Annotated in this window: 19 protein-coding genes; 4 read left to right on the top strand and 15 right to left on the bottom strand. The window is 53.4% G+C overall.

Translation table 11 applies throughout. The features are described from left to right. Positions 1-4: 4 nt before the first annotated feature. Positions 5-3625: a UvrD-helicase domain-containing protein gene (locus MHFGQ_RS01285; protein WP_211292823.1), complete on the bottom strand. Its 3621-nt coding sequence runs from the start codon at positions 3623-3625 to the stop codon at positions 5-7. Positions 3626-3715: 90 nt separating this feature from the next. On the opposite strand from MHFGQ_RS01285, the gene MHFGQ_RS01280 reads away from it, so the two are divergent. Then, positions 3716-3958, top strand: a complete 243-nt coding sequence (locus MHFGQ_RS01280) for an AbrB/MazE/SpoVT family DNA-binding domain-containing protein (protein ID WP_106004134.1) — start codon at positions 3716-3718, stop codon at positions 3956-3958. Further along, a complete protein-coding gene (locus MHFGQ_RS01275; RefSeq protein WP_106004135.1) occupies positions 3952-4428 on the top strand; it encodes a type II toxin-antitoxin system VapC family toxin in 477 nt (158 codons plus the stop codon). Before MHFGQ_RS01280 ends, MHFGQ_RS01275 begins: the two co-directional genes overlap by 7 nt. A 22-nt stretch (positions 4429-4450) precedes the next feature. Here MHFGQ_RS01275 and uvrB read toward each other — a convergent pair whose 3' ends face one another. The 12 genes from uvrB to MHFGQ_RS01215 all read right to left on the bottom strand — a co-directional run bounded on the left by uvrB (position 4451) and on the right by MHFGQ_RS01215 (position 20344). Then, the gene (gene uvrB, locus MHFGQ_RS01270) at positions 4451-6445 is read right to left on the bottom strand and encodes an excinuclease ABC subunit UvrB (protein WP_106004136.1); all 1995 of its coding nucleotides are present in this window, start codon (positions 6443-6445) and stop codon (positions 4451-4453) included. Positions 6446-6535: 90 nt separating this feature from the next. Further along, positions 6536-7969, bottom strand: a complete 1434-nt coding sequence (locus tag MHFGQ_RS01265) for an RtcB family protein (RefSeq protein WP_106004137.1) — start codon at positions 7967-7969, stop codon at positions 6536-6538. A gap of 20 nt (positions 7970-7989) precedes the next feature. Next, positions 7990-9162, bottom strand: a complete 1173-nt coding sequence (locus MHFGQ_RS01260; RefSeq protein ID WP_343105517.1) for a S41 family peptidase — start codon at positions 9160-9162, stop codon at positions 7990-7992. Between the two features lie 58 nt (positions 9163-9220). Continuing rightward, positions 9221-10354 carry a murein hydrolase activator EnvC family protein gene (locus MHFGQ_RS01255; protein WP_106004139.1) on the bottom strand — a complete coding sequence of 378 codons (1134 nt, stop codon included), beginning with the start codon at positions 10352-10354 and terminating at the stop codon, positions 9221-9223. Positions 10355-10382: 28 nt separating this feature from the next. Next, a complete protein-coding gene (gene ftsX, locus MHFGQ_RS01250) occupies positions 10383-11270 on the bottom strand; it encodes a permease-like cell division protein FtsX (RefSeq protein ID WP_106004140.1) in 888 nt (295 codons plus the stop codon). After that, positions 11260-11952, bottom strand: a complete 693-nt coding sequence (ftsE, locus tag MHFGQ_RS01245; protein WP_106004141.1) for a cell division ATP-binding protein FtsE — start codon at positions 11950-11952, stop codon at positions 11260-11262. The genes ftsX and ftsE overlap by 11 nt, the downstream gene beginning before the upstream one ends. Before the next feature lie 151 nt (positions 11953-12103). Further along, positions 12104-13162, bottom strand: coding sequence for an Rpn family recombination-promoting nuclease/putative transposase (locus MHFGQ_RS01240; RefSeq protein WP_106004142.1), 1059 nt, complete (start codon positions 13160-13162; stop codon positions 12104-12106). 129 nt (positions 13163-13291) lie between these two features. Further along, positions 13292-13783 (bottom strand): UPF0236 family transposase-like protein, encoded by a 492-nt coding sequence (locus MHFGQ_RS01235; RefSeq protein ID WP_245907718.1) that lies wholly within the window; start codon positions 13781-13783, stop codon positions 13292-13294. Between the two features lie 188 nt (positions 13784-13971). After that, entirely contained in the window at positions 13972-14730 is a 759-nt protein-coding gene (istB, locus tag MHFGQ_RS01230) for an IS21-like element helper ATPase IstB (RefSeq protein WP_106006221.1), read from the bottom strand. After that, entirely contained in the window at positions 14727-16214 is a 1488-nt protein-coding gene (gene istA / locus MHFGQ_RS01225) for an IS21 family transposase (RefSeq protein ID WP_106006222.1), read from the bottom strand. The genes istB and istA overlap by 4 nt, the downstream gene beginning before the upstream one ends. A gap of 217 nt (positions 16215-16431) precedes the next feature. Then, complete coding sequence (locus tag MHFGQ_RS01220) at positions 16432-17256, bottom strand: copper amine oxidase N-terminal domain-containing protein (protein ID WP_170066225.1); 825 nt, start codon at positions 17254-17256, stop codon at positions 16432-16434. Positions 17257-18661: 1405 nt separating this feature from the next. Beyond that, a complete protein-coding gene (locus MHFGQ_RS01215) occupies positions 18662-20344 on the bottom strand; it encodes a stalk domain-containing protein (RefSeq protein WP_106005110.1) in 1683 nt (560 codons plus the stop codon). Between the two features lie 342 nt (positions 20345-20686). Between MHFGQ_RS01215 and MHFGQ_RS13885 the strand changes: the two genes are divergently transcribed. Both MHFGQ_RS13885 and MHFGQ_RS01210 read left to right on the top strand, forming a co-directional pair. Further along, positions 20687-20842: a DUF169 domain-containing protein gene (locus tag MHFGQ_RS13885; RefSeq protein ID WP_106005109.1), complete on the top strand. Its 156-nt coding sequence runs from the start codon at positions 20687-20689 to the stop codon at positions 20840-20842. Next, positions 20794-21165: a DUF169 domain-containing protein gene (locus tag MHFGQ_RS01210; RefSeq protein WP_106005108.1), complete on the top strand. Its 372-nt coding sequence runs from the start codon at positions 20794-20796 to the stop codon at positions 21163-21165. The genes MHFGQ_RS13885 and MHFGQ_RS01210 overlap by 49 nt, the downstream gene beginning before the upstream one ends. Positions 21166-21256: 91 nt before the next feature. Here the strand turns inward: MHFGQ_RS01210 and MHFGQ_RS01205 are convergent, their stop codons facing one another. Both MHFGQ_RS01205 and MHFGQ_RS01200 read right to left on the bottom strand, forming a co-directional pair. Further along, on the bottom strand, positions 21257-21529 hold the full coding sequence (locus MHFGQ_RS01205) for a hypothetical protein (protein ID WP_343105516.1): 273 nt from the start codon (positions 21527-21529) through the stop codon (positions 21257-21259). Between the two features lie 16 nt (positions 21530-21545). Then, entirely contained in the window at positions 21546-22691 is a 1146-nt protein-coding gene (locus tag MHFGQ_RS01200) for a methyl-accepting chemotaxis protein (protein WP_343105515.1), read from the bottom strand. Positions 22692-22997 lie beyond the last annotated feature (306 nt).

The raw sequence follows: 22997 nt of genomic DNA, 5'->3' as shown, positions 1-22997 counted from the left end.
ATGTCTAAAACAGGGTCAATTGCTTATATGCCTCTACTTCCTTGTTACTTCTCTTTTTTCCGGTCCAGCTCTGCATCTCCAGGCAATCTGCCGGTATTTCCTCCAGAAAAGGCGAAGGACGGGAAGGCGTTTTGCGGCCGGCAACGGTGCGGCTGCGGGAGGATACCAGGATGAGCCTCTCCCGCGCCCTGGTAAGTCCCACATAGAAAAGGCGGCGTTCCTCGGCCAGAGCGTCTTCCCCTCCCAATGCGGCTTCCCCGGCCGTCGGGAGAACCCCGCAAAGGTCTTTTCCCTCCGATGGGGCTCCGCAGCGCTCCTTTAGAGGCAGCAGCCCGTCTTCCACACCGGCAATAAAGACCACGGGAAACTCTAAACCTTTAGCGGCGTGGATGGTCATCAGGCTCACCGCTTCCTGAGCGGCGTTGCTGCTCCAGCGTTCATGATCCCCTTCCTCCGCCAGGATGATGCCCTGCAAAAACGACCCGAGGTCGTTGAAGCGCTCCGCCAACCGCAACAGGCGGTCCAGGGCCGTTGTTTTGCGAGGTATATAATCTTCCATCCAACGGGCCAGCAGGCGGGCCGGGGGCTCCAGTTCCATTGCCCCGCGCCAGGTTGTCACGGCCTTTTTAAAGGCCTGCAAAACTTTTAAGTCTGCCCCATTGCCTTCCCCCGCCGTTAACCTTTCAACGGCCTGCCAGGCCGTGCAGTGCCAGCGCCCGGACGCCTCCCGCACCAGGGTGATTGTCCTTTTACCCTTACCGAAAAGACCGCTGGATAAACAGCGATAAACATGGAAATCGTCTTCAGGCGCGACCAGGCACCGGCAGAAGGCCAGGACCTCCCGTACCGCCCGATCTTCCAGGAAGCTTTCGCGGGCTATTAAGCGGTAAGGTATACCCTCTTGTAGGAAACATTCTTCCAGGGACTCCAGCTGGCGCCCCGTCCGGGCCAGGACGGCTATATCGGCCAAACCGAAGCCCTCGCCTTCCCCATCGGCCGGGACCGCCGCCCCAACTTTCCTTTTGCGTTCGTGGGCCTGGAGCATGGTGACACCCCCTACCAGGCGGCCGATTTCCCTGACGATGGCAATGCCCGCCGCCGTCTCGCCGGGGACTTCCAGGTGCACCACGGGCGGACCGTCTCCCCTCACGGCCAAAAGGGCCCGGGGTTCAGGGGTAATGCCTTCATCGCCGGCGTCCTGCGGGACAAACTTCAGGGTTTCCGCCGAGATGCCCCCGCCCGTTTTATAGTTGTGGGCGATTAAGGCCCCGGCCGCCCTGAGGATGGCGGGCGTGGAGCGATAATTGCGGGTCAAGCGGAAAACCCGGGCCGTCGGAAAATCCTCCTGAAGTTTACGGAAAAAGCGGTTGCTGGCCCCGCGAAAGCCGTAGATGGCCTGGTCGGGGTCGCCGATGACGAAAAGATTAGACCCGCTGCCTGCCCAGAGTTTGACCAGCCGGTACTGGACGGGATTGACATCCTGAAATTCATCAACGAGGAGATGGTCAAAGCGGTCTAGAAGATTTTTCACCTTCCAATCCTCGAGGCAGTCCAGCGTCCGAAGGAGGATGTCGTCGTAATCCAGGACGCCGTACTGCGCTAGTCGCTCCTGATAAGCTTTGTACACAGGGCGCAGGTCCTCCGGAACCCCCGGTGAAGCGGGAAGCAGGCCGCGGCTCTTCAGTAAGGAAATCTGCCGCTGCACCCTTAAGACCTGTCTGGAAGGGCCGTCCGCCATTTCCCGCAGGACTTCCGCCAGAACGCTTCCGGCATCAATCTCGTCCAGCACCGTCGGGGTCTGCGGGATACCCAGCAGCTTCCTTAACAAATCCAAACAGATGCCGTGGAAGGTGCCTATGGTCAAATCTGCCGCCGCTCCGTACCCACTCAGCAATTCTGATACGCGCTGGCGAATCTCGGCGGCCGCTTTATTGGTAAAGGTTACAGCTGTAATCCTGCCGGGGGCGACGCCCCGCACCCCTATTAAATAGGCCAGACGGTGGACCAGGGTACGCGTTTTGCCCGTCCCCGGCCCGGCCAGGACAATCACGGGGCCTCCTGAGGCGGCTACTGCCTGCCGCTGTTCTTCATTAAGCCCGTCCAGGAGAGAGCCCGGCTGCGCCGATAACGCAACCGGCAGGCCTTCTTTGCTACCGGAAACCGGCGCCGGTGCAGGATATACCGGGGCTTTCCCTTCCTCCACCGCCGCCAGGACCTTGTTCCCCGTCGTATCCGCACCCTCCCGGCAGGCGCCGTCTGCAGCCGCGGCAGCATTTTTCCCGGCTTCGCCAAATAGGACGGCCTGCCCGTTAAAATACTCCCTTTCCTCCGGGCGCATTAAGATGATTTTCCCGTATTCGCCGTCATAACCGGGCCGTCTTTCTACTTCGCCGGCCCTCATGCGCCGAACGGCTTCGGCCACCAGGGGCCCGGCCGCTCCGGCTACGGCTTCCAGAGGCGCCCTGCGCAAGATCATTAGTTCCGGACCGAGGCGGCGGAGCAAGTCAAAGTAAAGGGAGGTTACTTTTTTAGAAGCGGCGCCTACGCCCAGGGCCGACGCCAACAGTTCCGGCAGGGGGACCAGGCTCTCGTAAGGGCGGGCGTCCCGGGGACGAAAACCTTCCGGGCGGTCGGCAAGGACCTCGACGCGGTGGAGGACGCCGACGGTTACTTTACGGCCGCAAGACGGGCACACCCCTTCAGCCGCCCGCGTCTGCGCCGGCGCCCAACAGACGCCGCAAGCGCGGTGGCCGTCGTAGTGATATTTGCCTTCTTCCGGGAAGAACTCCAGGGTTCCCAAAAAACCATTGCCTTTCCGTTCCTGCAGGGCCCGGCGGACGGCCGGATAGGAAAGCTCCGTTGTAAAAATATTGGCTTCACGAGCAAGGTGCCGCGGGGAATGGGCGTCGGAATTGGAAACCAGGGTAAGGTGGTCCAGGGCGGAAAGGCGCCAGTTCATCGGGGGGTCGGAGGAAAGACCCGTTTCCACGGCATAGATGTGGCCGGAAAGGTCGGCGAAACACTCTTCAATGCCGTCAAACCCCGAATTGGCCCCGAAGAGGGAAAAATGGGGAGTCCAGATGTGGGCCGGGATAAATACGGCTTCCGGGCATACCTCCAGGGTTACCTCCAGGAGGTGACGGCTGTCCAGTCCCAGGATCGGCCGCCCGTCGGCCTGGAGGTTGCCGCCCAGGGCCTCCAGGCGGCGGCTGAGGGCTTCCGCCGCCTCCAGGTTGGGAAGAAGGATGAGGTGGTGGACTTTGCGGGTACGACCGCCCTTTTTATAAATGCAGCTAATTTCCCCGGTTATGATAAAGCGCACCAAAGGGCGCCCGTTTTCGTCAATGATAGGATCCTCAAACCGGACGACCGGGTGTCCCGCGGCGGCCGCTTCTTCCTCTACCAATCGGCAGAATTCCTCCTTCAGGCGGTAAAGGCCCTCCTCGGCCGGCTCCAGTTTATTTTTCAGCTCCTCCCGCCAGGCAGGATGGGTAAAATCGCCACTGCCCACCAGGGTGACGCCTTTATAAAGGGCCCAGCGGTAATAATTCTCCGGTGTGGCGTCTCTGCTGGTGGCCCGGGAGTAATGTGAATGGACGTGGAGATCGGCGATAAACGGCAACACTAATCACGCTACCTCATAGTTAAAGTTGTTGTCGGATCCACTTACCGGTCGTATAATAGTAAGCAAGAAAATAGTTTAGGAGGAAATGAAATGGATCAAGTTATTGTAAAGGTTTCCAGTAAGCGCCAAATAACTATACCCGCCGCCATTTATAAAAAGCTTGGCATTCAACCGGGGCAAAAATTGTTGTTAGAAGTACAGGGAGATAAGCTTGTTCTTTGGCCTAAAACTAAAAGTTATACTGAATTATTAGCCGGATCATTAAAGGGTATTTACGGCCAAACCAAAGAAGAGATAGACGAATTCGTCAGGAAGGAACGCGAAACATGGTAAAAGACGCCTTCTTAAACAAGATTGCCGGTTTCCAGCGCTTACTCTTTGATACAAATAGCATAATCTACTTTTTGCAAGGTATTCCGCCCTACAATACTATCTTAAATCCTTTGTTCGACTATATTGAACAACAAAATCTGGAAGCCGTCATCTCTGTAATTACTGAAGCAGAACTCCTGGTTGGTCCTCTAAAAAAAGATAATAAAGAAGCGCTAACTGTGGTCCAACTATTTCTCCACGAATTCCCCGGCCTTAAGATAATCCCTATCACGCGCCAGATTGGCCAAATGGCTGCAACCATCCGGGCCAGAACAAACTTGCGTCTCCCTGACGCCCTTATTATTGCCACAGCTAAAATAGCCGGCTGCGGGGCAATCATCGGTAACGATCGTGCCTGGTCTGACATTTGTAAGGCAATAACAGCCATGCCGGAAGTAATTATACTGGACCTTTTTGTCGAAGGTCAGTAAAATATCGTCCCGCCGTCGCGCCTCAACCTACCTGCAGCCGCAGTTCCAGGATGGCGTCCCGCAGTTCCGCAGCCCGCTCAAATTCAAGCCTCCTGGCCGCCTCTTTCATCTCTTTCTCCAGCTGGTTGATGAGGGCCTTCAGCTCTCGTTTCGTATACTTGCCCTTTTTCTTTTCTTTAGTCTTTGATTTACCGGCACGGTACGCGACCGGCTCCTCGGCCACTGCGGTATCAATGATATCCCGTACAGGCTTTATTACGGTACGAGGTGTAATGCCGTGGCGGCGGTTGTACTCCATCTGCACCTGGCGGCGGCGGTTGGTTTCATCTATGGCCCGCCGCATGGAGGCGGTAATGGTATCGGCGTACATGATAACCTGGCCGTTGGCGTTGCGGGCGGCCCGGCCGATGGTCTGGATAAGGGAGCGCTCCGAACGCAGGAAGCCTTCCTTGTCGGCATCCAGGATGGCCACCAGGGAAACCTCCGGTAGATCTAGCCCCTCCCGCAAAAGGTTTATCCCCACCAGGACATCAAAAACCCCCAGGCGCAGGTCGCGGATGATCTCCATACGCTCGATGGCCCCGATATCGGAGTGCATGTAGCGTACTTTAATGCCCACTTCCCGCAGGTAGTCGGTCAGGTCCTCGGCCATGCGTTTGGTCAGGGTCGTCACCAGGACGCGCTCTTGCCTTTCCACCCGCTTGTTTATCTCGCCCACCAAATCGTCGATCTGTCCTTTTACCGGCCGCACCAGGACTTCTGGATCCACCAGGCCGGTAGGCCGGATGATCTGCTCCACCACCTGTTGGGAGTGTTCCAGTTCATAGGGCCCCGGCGTCGCTGAGACATAGATTACCTGCTTGATGCGCTGGCAGAATTCCTCAAAGGTCAGGGGCCGGTTGTCCAGGGCCGAAGGCAGGCGGAAGCCGTACTCCACCAGGGTTTCTTTGCGGGAGCGGTCGCCTTCATACATGCCGCCGATCTGGGGCACGGTGATATGGGACTCATCGATGATCAACAGGAAGTCGTCGGGAAAGTAATCCAGCAGGGTATAGGGCGGCTCCCCCGGTGCCCGGCCGGTCAGGTGGCGGGAATAGTTTTCGATGCCTTTACAGAAGCCTACTTCCCGCATCATCTCCAGGTCAAAGCGGGTCCGCTGCTCCAGGCGCTGGGCCTCTAAAAGCTTCCCCTGCCGCCGTAGTTCCTGCAGGCGTTCCTCCAGTTCGGCTTCGATGCTCTTTAACGCTCGTTCCATTTTATCTTCTGCCACCACATAATGGCTGGCCGGAAAGATGGCCACATGCCGGCGCCGGGACAGGACTTCTCCGGTCAGGGTGTCGATCTCCAGGAGGCGCTCGATTTCGTCGCCGAACATTTCCACCCGTATGGCCTTTTCATGGTAGGAAGCCGGGAAAATCTCGATGACGTCGCCGTGGACGCGGAAGGTGCCCCGCTTGAAGTCGTAGTCGTTGCGGCTGTACTGGATGTCCACCAGCTTCCGCAAAATGGCATCCCGGTCGTATTCCTGGCCCTCCCGTAAGGAAAGCATCAGGGTGCTGTAGTCCTCCGGCGAACCCAGACCGTAGATACAGGAAACGCTGGCTACAATGATGACGTCCCGCCGCTCAAAGAGGGCGGCGGTGGCCGAGTGGCGCAGCTTGTCGATCTCGTCGTTGATGGAGCTGTCCTTTTCGATATAGGTATCCGTCTGGGGCACGTAGGCCTCCGGCTGGTAATAGTCGTAGTAGCTGACAAAATACTCGACGGCGTTGTCGGGAAAAAACTCCTTGAACTCGCCGCAGAGCTGGGCCGCCAGGGTCTTGTTGGGGGCCAGGACCAGGGTGGGCCGCTGCACGGCCTGGATGACCTGGGCCATGGTGTAGGTCTTGCCGGTACCCGTCGCCCCCAGCAGGGTCTGGTGGCGGTAACCCTTCCGCAAGCCTTCCACCAGGGCGGCAATGGCCTGGGGCTGGTCGCCCTGCGGCTTAAAATCTGACTTCAGGACAAAGGGCGGCATAATACTTCCCCCTCAGGAAGTAATTATAACACAGCGGCGGAGAACCCTCCACTTATGGTTCCCCGCCGTATAATCTGCGTTTCCCTCTTTTTACGCCTCATCCCCTTCGCCCTTCAGTACTCCCATGGGCTCTAACCTCACCACAGGTTTGGTCAGGCCAGCCTCCGCCAGGGTGGCGACGACGGCATCGATATCTTTATAGGCCAGGGGAGCTTCATCCTTCAATAAATTAATATCCCGGGCGGCGACGACGACTCCGCCGAGCTGACGGCGCAGGTCCTCCCGGGAAAATTCCTGTCTGGCTTTTTTCCGGGACATGACCCGTCCGGCGCCGTGGTTGACGGAACAGTAGGTTTTTATTATCGCCCCGGTACCTACCACCACATAAGAGGCCGTCCCCATGCTCCCCGGTATGATGGCCGGATGGCCCGTTGCCAGGTAACATCCGGGGTTGTCCCCGTGTCCCGCAGGCAGGGCCCTGGTGGCGCCCTTGCGGTGGATTAAAAGCCATCTGGAGCCGTGTTTTTCTTTTTTGGCGATATTATGGGCCACGTCGTAGAGGAGGTCCAGTCCCAAATTGTCTTCCGGCTTTTTTAATACCTCCACAAAGGCTTCCCGGACGAAGTGGGTAATAAGCTGGCGGTTGGCAAAGGCGTAATTAGCGGCCAGGGCCATGGCCTTGAGGTAATTCTGGCCGTCGTTGGAATGAATCGGAGCGCAGGCCAGGCCCTTTACAGGGGCCCGAACGCCGTTGCGTTCGCCGTTGGCCCACATGCGGTTGCTGTAGTCGGTACAGATCTGGTGCCCTAAACCCCTGCTGCCGGTATGGATTAAAACATAAATGTAATCTTTATAGAGACCGAAATGGGCGGCCAGGGCTTCCTCCAGGACGGCCGCCACCCTGCCGATTTCTATAAAGTGATTACCGCCGCCGATGGTGGCCAGCTGTTCAGCCCTTTCCCGGGCTTCCTTGCCCACGGCCGCCACCTCGGCACCCGGGATGCAGCCACCGTCCTCTATCCTCTCCATATCTTCCCGGCGACCAAAACCCTTCTGGATAAAGTATGCGGCGCCCGCGGCGGCGATGGCTTCTAAATCCGCCCGGCGCAGTTCTTTGACCTGGCTGACGCGCCCCACACCCGCCGGCACCCGCCGGGCAATGGCCTCGAGGAGCTTTGTAAGGACCGCCTTATCTACATCAGCCGCCGGGATTTTGGTAGTCAACAGCCGCACACCGCAGTTGATGTCCATCCCCACCGCCCCGGCGGAAACGATGCCCGTCTCATAGTCACAGGCCATCACCCCACCGATGGGCAGGCCGTAACCAGTATGGATGTCGGGCATGCCGATGACCGGGCCGACCACTCCCGGTAAAAGGGAGGCGTTATAAAGCTGCTCCAGAGCTTCGGTTTCTGTAAAGGTTTTTGATAGTTTTTCGCTCAGATATACATGAATGGGAACAGGGGATTCACCCCTGCGGTACAAAAAGCAATTTACGCCTATCTTTTCAAGTCGTTCCGCCATGACTGACTGCTCTCCTGGTACTATTTCCCCAGCACCTCAAGGGCTTTTTTGAGCTGGACGTCCCGCTCGAGGTCCGGTGCTCTGGATAAAACCTCCTGTTCCAGTTGAGGGTCCATAGGAACGACGTAATCAGGGGTGATCCCCTTTTTGTTTATATCCTGCTTGGCCGGCGTCAAGTATTTATGGGTGGTAATCTTCACGGCAGTACCGCCGGACAAAGGATATATAGTTTGCACGATCCCTTTACCAAAGGTCGTTTCCCCGACCAGAACACCGCTGCCCGTATCCTTGATGGCCCCAGCGACGATTTCCGCCGCGCTGGCGCTGCCTTTGTTAACGAGGACTACCAGGGGCAAAGGCTTGGCATAGCCCCTGGCCATCAGGGCTTCGGTATTTTTCTGGTCGGCGATATAGACTACCGGCCCCTGAGCCACGAAGTAACTGGCGACATCTACCGCCGCCGAAAGGGCGCCGCCGGGGTTGTTACGCAGGTCCAGGATCAATTTCTGCATTCCCTGCTGTCGTAATTCTTCCAGTTGCCTTCCCAAATCCCCGGCCGTCTGTTCGTTGAACATGGTAAGGCTGATGTAGCCGATGCCGGGATGCCCGGGAAGCATCCTGCCGTCTACCGTCGGCACTTTGATGACTTCCCTCACCAGGGTTACCGTGCGGGGCTTATTTTCCCCGGCAGGAATAATGGTCAGTTCCACCTTAGTCCCCGGCTGCCCCTGCATCAGATTGGCAGCCGTCTCCAGATCCATACCGCTGGTATCCCGGCCGTCGATGGCCACGATATAATCCCGGCTTTTAATCCCCGCCCGCTGGGCAGGCGTCCCCTTGAAGGGAGAAACGACCATCAGCCTCCTATCTTTCTCGTCCAGCGTAATGAGGAGGCCGACACCGCCGTAGCTGCCGCTGACGCTTTCCTGGAGATGGCGGTAAGTATTGGCATCAAGATAAGTAGAATAAGGGTCACCAAGGGCATCGACCATGCCCTTGATGGCCCCTTCTAAAAGCTTGTCCGTCGTTACCGGCTCCAGGGCCTGATAACGCAACAGGGTATATGTCTTGGCCAGCTGCTGTATCTCCTGTAAGTGGGTGGCTACGCCGACCACCAGGGTCAAAGTGATAAGAACGCAGAGGGCCACTAAACCGCTTTTAACCTGCCGCCATACCTTCGGCAAGCCGACCACCGCCCGCTTATTGATTAAATCTTATCCCACCCCACATTATATGTATGAGGGGAACTGATTAGTAATAATTCATGGGGTTTGTAGGCTCACCCTGCAGGAGGACCATAAAGTGCAGATGAGGCCCGGTGCTCCAGCCCGTTGAGCCTACGCGGCCTATTACCTGCCCTTTCTTGACTTCCTGGCCTTCCTGTACCAGAATGACCGACAGGTGGGCGTACATGGTGGACAACCCCCCACCATGATCGATGACGATGTGATTGCCGTATCCCCCTAAATAACCGGTGGAAATTACCTTACCGTCAAGGGGTGCAATGATATTCGTCCCCATGGGGGCCGGGATATCCACGCCGTCATGGAAGCGGTTGGTCTTTAACAGGGGATGGATACGCCAGCCGAAGGGCGATGAGATGCTCGTATATCCAGGCAGGGGCCAGAGCATACCCCTGGTTCCTTCTGGACCCAAGCGGCGATTGCTTTTGGCCTGCTCGGCCCGGATTTTGGCGGCAATCTGACGGGCCAGGGCTTCCATCTCATCCAGAGCGGCGGCAACCCGTTTTTTCTCCGCCTCGACCTGGGCCAGAAGCTGCCGGCGGTCTTCCTGACGGGAGGCCAGCTGCAGCCGCTCGTCGTCGGCCCTGCGGCGAAGCTGGGCGATTTTATCTCGCTCGGCTTCAAGTTCGGCCTTGCGGGCGGCTATTTTTTCCTTTTCAGCTTTGATCTCATCGATGAGCTTCATGTCCCCCTGGGCGATCTTGGCTAAAAGCTCCATGCGCACCAGGAAGTCTTCCAGGCTGGTAGCCTGAAGGAGGACTTCCAGGTAATTTACCCGCCCCACCTGATAGATATCCTTCAGGCGGGTGCGGAGGATCTCCATACGTTTTTCCTGGGCGGCTTCGGCCTGCTGGAGCTCATCCGTCACCCGGCGGACCTTGTCCTGGGCTGCCGCCAGTTCTTTATCTAACCTGGCAATCTCTTCTTCCTTCTCTTTGATCTCCTGTTCTAACTGCTCCAGTTGCTTTAAGAGGGCTTCTCCTTCATCGTTTTTTTGCTCCAGGAGTTTCTGCTGTTCCTCTATGCTTTTCTGGATCTGCTGCTGCTGTTTTTGCAGCTCGTCCAGGGTGGCGCCGTAGGCCGGTATGAGACCCAGAGAAAAAATCACTATAAGTAACCAGACCGTAATCTTTTTGCGCAAAATCTTCTTCCCCCTCTTTCCGCCTTGCCTATACTTTAAGAAAGCGCCTGATGGACAAGAGGCTCCCCAAGGCACCCACCAAAGCACCCCCGGCAGCCAAACAAAAAACACTATTTAATAAAAGTTGCTGGTCGTTAAGGAGGGGTATAAAGACCAGGGCTGTTTCCAGCCTTTGCAGCAGCAATTTATAACTTATATACACGGCCAGGGCCGCACATGCCGAACCCGCCAGCCCTAAAAATAAGCCTTCCAGAAAAAAGGGCCAGCGGATAAACCAGTCGGTTGCCCCGACATACTTCATGATGCTAATTTCCCGACGGCGCGAGTAAACGGTAAGACGGATGGTCAGGACTATCAGGAAAAGGGCGCCCAACCCCAGCACCAGGATGACGCCTGCCCCCAGCCACCGCAGCCAGCGCACCACGGCAAAAAGGCGCTCGACGACTTCCTGGCCGTAGTTAACCTTTTCCACCCCCGGGAGGTTTGCAATGGCCCGGGCTATTTCATGGATAGTTTCTGGATTAGCCACTCGAACCCGCAAATAGTCGGGGAGGGGGTTGACACCGCCGGTGGCTTCTAAAAGCTCCCCTTCACCTCCGAACTGCCGGCTCAATTCTTTCAATCCTTCTTCTTTGGGTACCAAAATGACTTCCGCTACTCCGGGCATCCCTTTAACCCTATCCATAATCTGGTAGGCTTCCTGTCGGGGCATGTCCACCCGGAAAAAGGCGGCAATTTCTACGTTAGACTGAAGCCTTGAAGCGATATAATTGACGTTAAAAACTAGTAAGAGAAAGGCCCCCAGGAGAAACATGGAGATGGCCACGCTGGCCGCCGCCGCCAGGCTCATCCAGAAATTGCGCCACAGAGATATCCCCGCCTGCTTGAAGAAATAGCCAAAGGTTCTAAACTTCATAACCGTAGGCCCCCTCCCGGTCGTCCCGCACCAGCCGGCCCTGCTGCAGGGCGATGACGCGTTTGCGCATACTGTTGACGATATCCCAGGCATGGGTGGCCATAATTACCGTTGTCCCCTGGTAGTTTATCTCTTCCAGCAGCTTCATGATTTCCCTAGACGTGGCCGGATCGAGGTTACCCGTAGGTTCGTCGGCCACAAGTATGCGGGGGTTGTTGACGATGGCCCGAGCGATGGCCGCCCGCTGCTGCTCTCCTCCCGATAGCTGGTGGGGAAACATCCGCGCCCGGTGACTCAACCCCACCCGTTCCAAAACCTTTTCCACCCGGGGCCTGATCTCCCTGGCCGGAGTTTCGATCACCCGCAGGGCGAAGGCTACATTTTCAAAAACCGTCCACTCCGGCAACAAGCGAAAATCCTGGAAAACAATGCCGATATTGCGCCTTAAATATGGAACTTCTTTCCTTCTGAGGCGGGCGATGCTCCGGCCGCCGATAAGAATCTGCCCCCTGGTCGGTACTTCTTCCCGAAAAAGGAGCCGGATGAAGGTGGTTTTCCCGGCCCCGCTGGGCCCTACCAGAAAGACAAACTCACCTTTATCTATCTTCACGCTTAAGTCGTCTAAAGCGGTGATGTTCGGCGGGTAAATTTTGGTGACGTTGTAAAACTGTATTAAACTCAAACCACCACCTCCAGGAAAGAAAAAAACAACCACATGGGTTGTTTTCGACACAACTAGCAAAAATCCTTTTGGTTGACGGTTCTTGCTAAAATTTGTCTGGCACTATAATAAGTTAGGTGCCCGGCACTCCAATCGACACCATCCACCAGGACTACTGAAGGGACTTATTGATACCTTCCCGGATGATGTCCCCGGCTTCTTCCAGTGTGTTGGCGGCAAATAATTCCTCCATGACGCTGTCCAGCACTTCCAGGCTGGTCATCTCCCGGACTTTCTGCTGCAGGCCGGCTGATGCATCGCCAAACCTCCTCTTGAGGTATTTGCAGATGGCGTCCTGTGTTGCTTCAACCTTGCCCCTCGCCTCGCCTTCAGCCCTGCCTTTAATTAACCCGCGCATTTCTGCCTGCTGCTGCATCTCTTCAAGGGTTATTTCCAGGTTCGTAATCATCTTTTCCACCTCCCACGGATTGACTTCGCCAATAATCCTGTCAACCTTTTCCTGTACCGGCTCCGGCAGCCTGGCTTTGAATACATGGGAAAGCCAGGTGGCAAATTGCCTGAATTCATCCCGGCCCAGGTTCTTCAGCCCGCCGGCCAGCTTCCGCAGCCGCCTGATCAATTCTCCCGCGTCCATCTTCTGGTCCAGCGCAAATATGCTGGCAACCAGGTTGGCCGCCTGGTAAAGTTCTTCTACATCGTACCTGTTTATGTCAAATAGGATGTACCGGAAGTCTAATACGTGCTCCTCAAATTGCCGGTACCCGGCCAGTATTTCTTTGAAGTGCAGGGCGGCGGTCCAGTTGTTCGCCCCGTTGTACAGTACCGCCGGGACGACGGCGGGCAGCCGGAATCCCTTGCGCTCCCGCTCGCCCTCCGGCGTGTTGTTGTAAATGTCCCGCCATATCTCTACCATGTACAGCAGCAGCCGGAAGGGCATCAGGTAGTTCACCGTGGACTGCAGTTCCAGCAGAACATAGAATATCACGTCGTTACCTTTCGTCTTCAGACGGTAGACGATATCTGCTTCTTTCTCGCTAAAGTCCTGCAGAATGTAGGATTTCTCCACCCGTACCAGGCTATCTTCATCTATGTCTTTCGTCCATTCCTCATGGACAAAGGTTTTGAGCAATTCCAGAAATGCCCGCTTGCTGGAGAAAAGCTGCTTGTATCCTTTGTCGTGGGAATGGTGGGGCTCTCTTTTATCCGGCACGGGTTCATCCTCATGTAGCTGTATTATACCACACCCAGCAGGGGATTGACATGAGGCGGAACTGAACCGTGCGTGTCAAGATTCAGTAGGAGCCCCTACACAGAAAAGCAAGAAGAAATATAACCTAATTTAAGCAATATTTGGTAGTTCCTTTGCAAGAACACGGAGTACATATTTTACCCATGGCTCACCTGATGCTGGACCATACAGTGCCGGTACACTGGCCCGTAACCATTCTTCTGGATCTTGGCCGTGCTTCCGGCCTTCGGTTCGTATGGGTTTATCTCCAACAGCCTGACGGATCGTTTCGGGTTGTGCCTGCCAGAACAGCCGGACCGCTTCCTTCAATTCACCGTTGGCACGGGCCGCCAACAGGCGCGCGAGATGGTCGGCACCTTTATTACTCCAACGTGCTCCATGCCGTTTCATTCTCCGGGCTATGTGGTGGAATACCTGCCCTTCTATCGCTCCCAGTCTTTCGGTTGCTTTTGTCTGACAGATCCCTTCCCAGTTGTTTTTTAGATAATGACGTAGTTTTGTTATTCGCTGACGCTCAACTCCTTTGCTCTTTCGTTCGGCTGCTGACAGTGCCTTGTCTACTTCAGCCCAGTCTCCTTTTATAAGGGCTTCGCTTACTTCTTTATAGGCTGCTTCGTTATGTCCTAAACTTTTTTGCTGGGGGGCTCCCCTTGTTGATTGTCAATAGAATTGACCCACTATGTGCAAATAAAATTGACCCACTTGGGAACAAAAATAATAAGCTTCAAGTCATGCGCCAAAGGGAATGAAGGTATAGTCTCGCTGCCGAATTAACGGTCGTTGGCTGCTTTCAGTTTACCTTTGAGCCGGTAGCTAGTGCCGTTAATATAGAAAATGCGGGCGTGATGCACAAGCCGGTCAATTATGGCCGCAGCCACCACTTGGTCGGAAAATATCTCCCCCCATTCGTTGAAGTTATAGTTGCTGGTCAGGATAATGCTCCCCTTCTCGTAACGCATGGAGACCAGGCGGAAGAGGAGGTTGGCCTGTTCTTTAGTTACGGGCATGTAGCCGAGTTCGTCGATGATTAAAAGGTTCAGCCGGGAGTAACTCAGCAGCTTGTCGAGGAGGCTGCCGTCTTTGGCGCTCAAAAGTAGTTCTTCTAAAAGCTTCTGGGCCGTGATAAATGCTACCCGATATTTAGCCATGCAGGCCTTGATACCTAAGGCCACTGACAGATGCGTCTTGCCGACCCCAGGGGGACCCAGGAAGATGATATTCTCCTTTTTCTCCACAAAATCCAGGGAGCCTAAAGCGATAATTTCTTTTTCCCGGATGGATGGTTGAAAGCTAAAGTCAAATTCCTCCAGGGTTTTGATAAAGGGGAAACGTGCTTTATTGATTTTCGTCTTGACCGTGCCTTCGTTTTTCCTTTTTAACTCCTCTTCAAAGAGGAGGGAGAGGTATTCGGTATAAGAGAGGTTGTTTTGCGAAGCCTTCTCTGTTACCTCCTGGTAATGGGCGAGCATCCCCTTTAGTTTTAAGGCCTGCATCTGATTTTCCAGATAACAGGTTAATTTGTTGCTCATGATACTGCCGCCACCTCGCTCTCCTTTAGGGCATAACAGGAGAGGTCCCGTTTGATTTTACCTGGCGGCATATTGACACTTGCGGGGTCACAAGTATAAGAAAGCGGGGCGACTGCTTTCTGCTCTAAGAGCCTTTTTACGCTGTTTTTGTGATAAGAGCCGATTTTCAAGCATTCTTTGATGGCTGCTATGATATCTTCCCGGTTGTATATGTCTTGGTAGCTTAAGATTTCTGCCAGGTGCCAGTACAGGTTGGCCCCGTTCTTATCACGCAGGCCTTCCAGATACCTTTGGCCGTCTTCGCCGAAGGCGCTGATAAACTTCTCCACCAGGGCCGAGCGCAGTTTCAGTTTCTTTTCCTGGTATTGACGGTTGATGGTTTCGTGTTCGGGGTGAAGGGGACGGGCGGTTTGTTTTTTAAGGTCAAGGTCGAACTCCCCTAAAAGCGCACCTGCCTCGTCATATACCTTCAGGCGCCGGCCGTAGATGTTTTCGACCCACACCCTCCTTAAGCAGTAGCGCATAGGTACGGGGTAGAGATTGCCGTCATGGGATATATAGCCGTCATTGCTCACCTTCCGGGGTTCTTTATGGTGTAAGAAGGCCGGTTCGACAGCAGGTATTTGGAGAAGGCATCCTTTTTCCTCGGCAAACATCTCCTCCGGCGGTCGGCCTAAGCTGCTGTGGGGCCTCTTGTTGTAGGCTTCCTGGAACTCGGAAAGCTTTACAGCGAATTCGTTCAAGTCCCCCACCTCCAGGCCCCGTAGCAGGTGTTCCTGGACATAGTAAAAGGGGCGTTCCACCTTTCCCTTGGTCCGGGCACGGTAGTTGGCGCAAGCCGAAGGCTGGATGCCATATAGCCCGCAGAATTTGAGGAACTCATCATTGTACCGGACGATACCGTCTTTTTGGTGGGTGATGACCATTTGCTTGCCGTTGTCTATCACCAACTCCGGGGCATAACCGCCGAAGAAGTCAATGGCCTCAACCAGAACCCGGATCACGTCGGCGGTGGTGATGCTTAAAGAGAAGGTATAAAATTTCATCCGGCTAAAGGATAAGACCACCTCGTGGAGATATATTTTCAGGGGCTTCCCGTCTACCGGTAACGTCCACACCTTCCAATCGTACTGCATCTGCTTACCCGGGCCGGTTTCCACCCGGGTGGTAGCTAATTTAGCTGCATTATCTTCTGCCTTTATGGACCTAAGATAACGGTGGACGCTGGCTAGGGAGCCTTGATAGCCCTTATCTTTCAGTTCTTTGTAAATCCTTGTGCCGATATATCCCTTGGCAAGCATAATCTTGATTTCTTCCAGAAACTTGTCCAGTTCTTTAACGTACTCCCTAGCTTTAAACTGGGGCGGGCCGGCTTCTTTCAGGTACTTCCTGACGGTATTCCTGGACACCCCAACATCCCTGGCTATTTGCCTGATGCCGACCCCTTGAGCATGCAGTGCCTTGATGCGCTGCCATTTGTACATGCTGACCACCTCTTGTTCCTCCCCCTCTCAGGGGGGATTTTATCACAAGATTAGGTGGGTCAGTTTTATTTGACGATCTAGGGTCAATTCTATTTTACGATCTACACCCCTTATTTTTTTAAATAGAAACCGTAAACAGACGCAGTATCATTGGGCAACCCAGAAGGGTAAGAAAATAAAAGAGGACCTTTTTCTTTTTTAACATCTAGGTGTCCTCCTATGGTAGCTTAACAAATTCGCCATAAGTACCTATATACATTTCCGCGATGTCCTGTGGATTACAACTTAAATCTAGATGATACAAAGGATAATGTACCGTAACTGTACCGTCTGGGTTAATAGTATAAGCTCCAGCGTATGCCTCTTTACTTGGTGCAGAATTATACCATGTTCCATCTTTTTTCTTAATCATCAATACTTCACTATTAAAAGTAGACATACGAACATCTACCGTTCGATCTTTTATTTGGTAATCATAAATGGTTAAGCCATATTGTAAGGTGGTAAACGGTAGCGAGGTTGGTGTACGAACTGGCCATGTACCTGTATAACTATTTACCAAAGTATTACCACCTAAAATTTCTCCAGCAGGAGTTCCTGTTAGTGCTTTACTACTTATTACATATACCGTCCAGTCCCTTTGCGACCACTCAACCCTGCACCCCAACCCTTCGGCGACCGCTCGCAAAGGAATCATGGTGCGATCATTTTTGATTACGGGCACGGTGTCCATGACCTTCTGCTGGCCATTAACCGTATAAGTGTTTTTTCCGATCCAGACTACTACGGTTCTCCCTTCATACCAGACGGTAACGCTCCGATCGGCCTCATTCCAGTCCACCGTTGCACCCAACGCTTCCGAAACAGCCCGGTATGGGATCATGGTGCGGTTGTTTTCGTTGATATACGCGGGCACGTCAGGGTGAATTTCCCTGCCGTCAACTAAAACCCTAACGTTGGAGTTACTACCTGCCCAGGCCGTTGCTCCCGCAAGGGCCAGAGCCAGAATGGTTACTACCAGCATCACGATTTTCTTCTTCATGTTCATTCTCCTTTCGTTTCAGTCTTTTTGACGGTCTCGTTTCCTCCGGCGCCGGAGGAAACCGAGATACGTAAGTGTCTAAAAATCGCCGTAAGGCTTCATTTACCACTTGTTTCTTTTGTTTTCCCAAAATAGCCGCTAAAATCCCAACCTTTCTCCATATTTCCGGCTTAATCTCTACGTTTACTCTGTCCACTGTCTCACCTCCCATTCATATCCTAGCACACATCCGATAAATTTGCAAATTTATCCTAAGTCGTAAACTTTTGTCAATGAGTTTTGGACATTTTTTTAAAGGTGTTTGAAATGGCGGGGCAGGGTGGCCCCGCCGGAGCGGTTTTTGTTTACGAAAACTTATATTTGGCGAGCGTTGTCACCCTGAACCCTCCCTTCCAGGATCAATTTTGATCCAGACCTTGGATCAAAATTGATCCTCAATGTAGTATATACAACAGGGGTATGTTGGGAGGGCGGGATCGGGCAGAGCAGGATATGTGCCGAAGGTACATATCCTGCTCGTGGGAGTAATTCTATAGGGTATTTTACGTTTAGGTGTATATTCTACGCTAGGGTTTGTTTTTGTTTTGGATTAGTACACGTTTTGGTTACACGTTTTGGTTACAATTACGGTTTGGGGATCGGAATAACTCTTTGGATTCTCTGTTGCCTGGTTACTTCTGGCTTTCCCTATCTTTAGCTTTATACTGGTGGCATAGGCTTAGTATCTTTTACTAATTTTTTGGTAATACATGCAAACATCTTTACCAACGCATATCGCCCTCGACAACCAATGGTTACAACCTGGTCTACGGTCTCCCTTTTTATGCCTCCTAATTTTTCCATATATGTCAGAAGATCTCAGGTACTTAGTACCTCCACGTTCGATTACTTTTTGATTCCATTCATTAACAACTTTAATAATTTCTTGATCAGTTGCACCTAGCCGTCCTAACTCTTGTATAATTAAGAAGGCAGTATCATTCAAATCCCTCCTGAATGTTTTTAAAAAATGTCAAAGTAGGCTTGACATTCAGGAAGGATTTGTGCTATGCTAACTATGGTGAGTGAGTATAAACCTTCCTGAATGCCAAGAAATTGGCATTATTTTTTGTGTCTAAAACGCAAAAAGGCCACTTATTTCCTTAAAATGGAAACAAGTGGCCTTTTTGACTTAAAATTGCCTGTTTGAAGTAAACCCCTAAGGGGGTTCAGCCTGCGCCGCCTAAACGACAATTCTCATCTCAAAAATCATATATCTTTGTTCTTTGTTCAGTCCCATCGTCACACTCAAGTTAACGCCCATGCCGGGCGCACGGAAAAGGCCAGCCTTATCCACCGGGGCGGGCCTTGTTATTATATAACTTACCGGAGCCATGCCACCCCTTGCCGGCAATAGGCGTGGGGTCTATGACTTAAACAAGAGCTTTACCGGAAGGCAGGAACCACCGGGGGGCATAAAAAGCATCTCGGTTATCCCATCGGGGACTGTGGTTCCCAGATAAACAGCCTGGTCTGGTGAGGAAATAAAACCGTCTAACGGTACCGACACTTCCTCAGCGTTAAAAATCAGGGCACCCCCAAAACTGCCCCCAGCAGGGATTAAATAAACTCCTGTATTTTTATCTGATTTGATTTTTAGCCGGTAGAGCATGCCGTAATTACCTACGTTCCTGACCGACGAACCGGTAATCCCATCCACCCCGACCATAAACTTATCATCGTTGCCGTCAGCCAGTAAAATAAAACCGGTCTTTGCCGTCTTAAGGTCGAGGGTCATTTCCCTGTCGGCTGCGGCAAACGTGCCCCGGACGTGCACACCGTCCTTGGGAAGCACCGCCAGCCGGCTGTAGGTTTCTATGACATTTGCCGTAGCCGGGACAGCCACAAAAGCCACCGTAATTTCCTCACTGGTTTTCAGATCGATAATGCCGTGGACCACTTGATAGCGTACCGCCGCCGGGGCGCCGGGATTAAGCACCAAAATTTGCCCCGGTTTAAGGGTATACCTTCGCTGCCCCTGGGAATTGTAGTAAGCCGTAAAGGCTGTCCTGGCGACAAGGTATACGTTATTCGAAGGGCCACCGTACCCTTCCTTAAGGATATTGACCTCTGCTTCCCTTGGGCTGGTATTTATGGCCAGGGCATACACTTTCAACGAGCCCGGGCAGTTAACGTCATGCCAGAAATAGAGCCTGCCTTCCCCCTTTAATTTATCCCGGTAGAGGATGCCCGGCTTTTCTATGTATTCCGGGTCGTCACTAAAAAGCAACCGGGGACCACTATCTTCCTTTACAGGTTTGAGGGTATTTTCCGCTTGGCTCGTAATATTTTCTACTACTTCTCCCGGCCGGGGAACATCAGCGGCCGGCCGCGGCAAGACCTTTATTTCCCGCTCATATGGTTTGCTCCAGCTACCACGGCTGTCCTTTACTTGCAGGGTAACATGGTAAACCCCCGGCGCGGGAAAGGTGCTCTTTTTATTTAACCACTGGTGTTCGACAATGGCATCGCCGTCGCTGTCGCTACTTTTGTCTATGTACTTTACTTCTTCCCCGGCATACACCGGCTCCTGGACGTCAAAATAAGCAGTCGGCGGCTGATTATCGCTTCCCAGGAGGTAAACTCCTTTTTCTACCCTGCTTTCTGCCGTCGGTACCTGGAAGGCATCCTGGAAAAAAGCGACGGGAACAAAGATGAGGCCATCTTTTTGCTGGACCTCGGCCGGAAGGATTACGGCCCGGTAGTCAGAACCCGTAAGAAAGACTACCCACGTGCCAGGGTACATTTCCGCCCGCAGGTTGCCGGAATTTACGACAATAGACGGTGGCGGTCCTTCTTGCCATTGGACCGTAAAGCCTAGTTCCTCAGCCAGCCTCCTCAGAGGGACCATGAGAACGCCGTCAGAAACATAAGGGGCCGCCGGCAGTGTGGCTTTTTCCCCGTCAACCCAGATCTCCGTTGTTCCCGGGGTTAAAATTATTTGCTTGACCGGCGGCGGGGCGGCAAGGGCCGTATTAAAAAATGGAGCCATGCAAAGCAGGATGGCAATTATTGTTACAGGTATCAAACGGGTGTTTAAACGATGCATTTCTTCTACTCCCAAGGTGATTTTGGTGGTCAGGGCGAAGGTTGTTTATGTTTACAGTCACTATATTGTATAAGCGCTATGGTGGCTCCTGGCAAGTAAAAATAAACCTGCCCTAGCTGGAAGGAGTAGGTTAAAGAAGGATTAGGTGGAGATAAAATGGCTTTTTATATAATTTCCCTGCAAGCCTACCCCCACGCCCAGAACAACAAATCCAGGCCCTACAGATCTTACTCATTTGGACGGTTCTTTAAGCGCCTTATATCAGGATAAACCCTTTTCTCTCAAGGAATTCTACTCTAAGCCTTCCTCGGAGAAAAGAAGGCGGGGCAGGTCGCCCCTAGGTTGGGTCAGTATGTAGTTTTTGCACCACTGGAAAAGGCTACTTTAAAACCCGACCTGGTGCTCTTCGTAGTTAACGCTGAAATAGCCAGCCGCCTGCTACAAACCTCCTGGAACTGGCCAACTATGAGCCGGGCACTCCTATCCAGGTTGAGTTAACAGGGTCTACCTGCGCTACAGCAATCACCATACCCCTGGCCACAGGGAAAATTAACTTGAGCCTGATTGATCCCTCAAGCCGCAAACTTGTCCCCGAGTTCAAAGCCGAGGATTTAATCTTTACTGTCCCTTACTTCCGCCTGCACCTGCTTGTAGAAAGTGCTCAGATTAAGGATGGTCCTCACCGGCTAAGTATAAAAAACGCTGACGCTATTTACCCGCGGCGCTTCTTTACTTTAATTATAGCCCTCACCAGTCGCCGAGCTAATCTTTTAGATAAATTACAGTGGGGCTTTGCTATTAACTTTCTCGAGGTACTATAATTGAGCTGGAAAACGGGGTTCAGAAATAAGGGGGGGGTTAACCGTGCTGACTGAAGCCAGGCGCCGCGAGGTGCTGGAATTGGCGCAACAGTTAGTTAGTAAGGATACCCAGCCTTTCCGGCAGAGAAAAGCAGGTGACCAGGGCCGTTCGGGAGGGGATGCAAAAACTTGGATACGACGAGACGCGGATTGACAAGTTAGTTCTTCCCGGGAAGACCTCGCCCATATAACTGATGAGTACATTGAGCTGGAGCAGCTTTGGATCGCGGCAACGGGTTATTATGCCCTGGCCGGTGCCCTTCTGGCTCCTTAAGAAAAGTCCGGCCGTAAGGCGCGTCTGCCGCCCGCGGCCGGACCGCAACATAATTATTCCCGCCCTTTTACACCTTAAACCGCCCCACCTGTTCTTCCAGCCGCTTAGCCACTTCCAGCACCTGCTGGGCATTGGCCGCTATCTCCTGTGTGGAGGCCGACAGTTCCTCGGCTGACGCGGAGATCTCCTCGGCCGAAGCTGAAGCCTCCTCCGACACCGCGCTGACGCTCTGGACCCGGTCCAGCAATACGTCCTTGGCTTTCACCGTGCTATCCACCTCGCGGTAAGTCGCCTCGATTATGGGCGCGATGGCTGCCACCGCTTCAAGTATGTTGTCAAAGGCCTTGACCGTATTTTCTACATTCTCCAGTTGCGCGACTACCTGCTTGCTGACTTCCTCTGAAGTATGCACTACTTCATTGGTCTCCGAACCGATAGTGTTCAATAGCACCCTTATCTTATCCGACGAAGCGCTGGACTGCTCGGCCAGCTTGCGGACCTCCTCCGCCACCACCGCGAAGCCGCGGCCAGCTTCCCCTGCCCGTGCCGCCTCAATGGCCGCGTTCAGGGCAAGAAGATTCGTCTGTTCCGCTATCCCGTTGATCACTTCCAGGATCTCACCTATCTGGTTTACGGAACCGCTCAAACTCGTCAACTTCTCAGCAACCACCTTGAAGGCCTCGTGAACACCCTTGATGGAGGCAATGAGGACGTCCAGCTCTTTCTTGCCTATACTCGCCAGCCTAGAGGTCTCTTCGCTGTTAGTCTTAACGTGACTAAGTTCGGTATATACTTTCTCCAGACTTGCGGTTATGTTTTCTACGAGGCCCAGTATTTCCTGCAGATGGCTTGATTGGTCCGAGGCCCCCGCGGCCACCTGCTGGATGGCCTTGGCCACCTCGCCGGAAGATGAGGCGATCTCTTCTGAAGACGCACTTAGGTTCTCCGAGTTGCTGGCCAGGGTTTTAGCGTCGTCTCTAAGGCCCGAAAGCAGCGGTCTGAGGTTGGCCTGCAGGCGGTCGACGGCCTGGGCCACTTTCCCTATCTCGTCCTTCATGCGGAGGAAATTGTCGGGAACTGTCCGGGTGAAGTCGCCGCTGGCTATGAGCCCCAGAAGGTCAACCGCCAGGATTAGTGGTGTAGTGATGGTTCGAGTAAAGAAATAAGTGATTACGGCCAAAATCAATAAAACAATAATACTTATAGTAACCAAAGAACCGGAGAGTGCCTTCCTGGACTGTGCAATCTCTCGAGCTACATCATTTTTGGCAATTTCTACCATGGATAAATAAGTGCCCGTCCCAACCGCTAACTCGAGGTTACCAAGTTTAAGGGGGGCTATATAAGAGAGTTTTTCCTCTTCTTTGTTAGTTTTAGGGTTGAGCCAAAGGTAAGCAAAAAGAGACCTTACAAAAAATCCCATATATGCCTCGGACCTTTCCCGGCTCTGGAGTATTGTGCAGTAATTCGCTGCGCCTGTCAAGGTTAAAGCCTGCGGCCGCTTACGGCGACCTTGACA

It is taken from the genome of Moorella humiferrea (assembly GCF_039233145.1).
Lineage (GTDB): Bacteria > Bacillota > DSM-521 > Neomoorellales > Neomoorellaceae > Neomoorella > Neomoorella humiferrea.
This window is presented reverse-complemented; position numbering and strand designations above follow the sequence as displayed.